Genomic DNA, 1,573 nt, shown 5'->3' with positions numbered 1-1,573 from the left:
CCCCTTGTACGACAGCGCCGCACTCCCCACGGACGACCCCTCCCAACCTGATCGACCCGAAGATCATCCCACCGGTCAGCCAACGTGACAGTGCCGTATTAACCGAACAGCACTGCCAAGCCGGCGATCAGGCCCATGACCAACAGGTTGACCAGCACCGCGTACAGGATGCACAGCCAGCCGACGACGATGGCCGCCAGCGACAGCCAACGGCCCTCCACGCCTCGCTTCTTGGCACGGTGACGCCCAATGTGCCCGGCTACGACCGCGACCAGCGCACAGATGATCAGCAGGCCCAGTATGGCTGCCGAATACGTTACCGTGAGCCAGCCGCCCATGATGGACCCGCTCGCATAGACCACGCTGGCGAATGCGGCGCACGCGCTCACGAGGGCGGGCTTGTTCCGGGTGCGGTCGGACGTCTGCGGTGTAGTGCTCATGATCAGCACGCTATCGGCACCGCACCGCGCTCAGGGCCCGGCCCACCCACCGGACTACGGTCTGCTGCCGGCGCAGACGGTCTGCCCGACTGCTTCTCTGGCTATGCGCTCGGTAAGGAGCAGGGGCTGACTGCAACCAGCGGGCCAACCGAAAGCGCCGCGGCAGTCGCGGCGGCCGGCCCACTGGCTTCGACGAAACGATCTACAAGCGAAGGAATGAAGTCGAGCGGACGATCAACGCCCTCAAGAACTTCCGGGCCGTAGCCACGAGGTTCTTCCAGGGCACCGTTTACTGTCGTAGCGATGAGGCTCTGGCTTCGGGGGTAGATCCATTATCCCCGTGCGGGGAGGTGCCTGTCACCGTTCTCCGGAATGATCTTTACGCCTGGATTGTGCCTTTAGGCTTGCGGCCACCGGGCACAACGTACGGATCTAGTGTGGGAGTTGAGAGTGGCGCACGACGTTGCCGCGCTGGCCGTGGAGCTTGCGGGCATGGCTGCGGCCGATCACCAGTCCGCAGTCCGCGCGAACAGCGATGACCCTGCCGAGCAGCTGGCCTGGCGGCGGCTGACCGCCCGACACGGTGACCGGCTGGGCGAGATCATGGACGAATACGGATGGCCGACGGCAGAACTGGTCGGTGAGGAGGCCGCACGCGCAGCATGGCTGATCGCCCAGCACGCCGACCGGCAGCTCGATGTTCAGCGGCGCGCCCTCCATCTGATGCAGCAGGCGGTGTCGGCAGGCTCGGCCAGCCCGCGCGAGCTGGCCTTCCTGCGCGACCGCACGCTGGTCAATGAGGGCCGCAAGCAGGTCTACGGCACTCAAATCGCCGGCGTGAAGGACGGGGCACCGATTCCGTGGCCTTGTGAAGAGCCCGAGCGCATGAACGAACTCCGTGCAGAAGTCGGCATCGAGCCCTTCGACGAGTACGTTGCCAAGTTCTCCCTGGCCTGACGCGCTGTTCCCAGTCGCGTGTTGCGGATCACTGCCCGGGGCTCACTTGCCGCAGGCAATGATCCGCCGGACAGGACCTAATAGTGCTTCGTTACGTTGGGTGATCTTGCCTGGTGGTGGGCATCTGACTGGTATGAGGCTGGGGGAGGTGGAACGGCTCCGGGGTGAGTTATCGG

General features: G+C 65.2%; 2 protein-coding genes and 1 pseudogene. 2 read left to right on the top strand and 1 reads right to left on the bottom strand.

Annotation, left to right across the window (positions count from 1 at the left end):
* Positions 1–98: 98 nt before the first annotated feature.
* Entirely contained in the window at positions 99–440 is a 342-nt protein-coding gene (locus ACIGYR_RS39025) for a DUF4190 domain-containing protein (RefSeq protein WP_399609052.1), read from the bottom strand.
* A gap of 134 nt (positions 441–574) precedes the next feature.
* On the opposite strand from ACIGYR_RS39025, the pseudogene ACIGYR_RS39020 reads away from it, so the two are divergent.
* Together ACIGYR_RS39020 and ACIGYR_RS39015 are read left to right on the top strand one after the other, a co-directional pair.
* Positions 575–767, top strand: a pseudogene (locus ACIGYR_RS39020) (IS5/IS1182 family transposase); the annotation flags it as partial.
* A gap of 123 nt (positions 768–890) precedes the next feature.
* On the top strand, positions 891–1,397 hold the full coding sequence (locus ACIGYR_RS39015) for a DUF6624 domain-containing protein (protein WP_399609053.1): 507 nt from the start codon (positions 891–893) through the stop codon (positions 1,395–1,397).
* The last annotated feature ends 176 nt before the right edge of the window (positions 1,398–1,573 follow it).

This window comes from Streptomyces sp. NPDC053076, from assembly GCF_044546845.1.
Lineage (GTDB): Bacteria > Actinomycetota > Actinomycetes > Streptomycetales > Streptomycetaceae > Streptomyces.
Note: the sequence above shows the minus strand (reverse complement) of the source record. Positions and strands in the feature narration are given on the sequence as shown.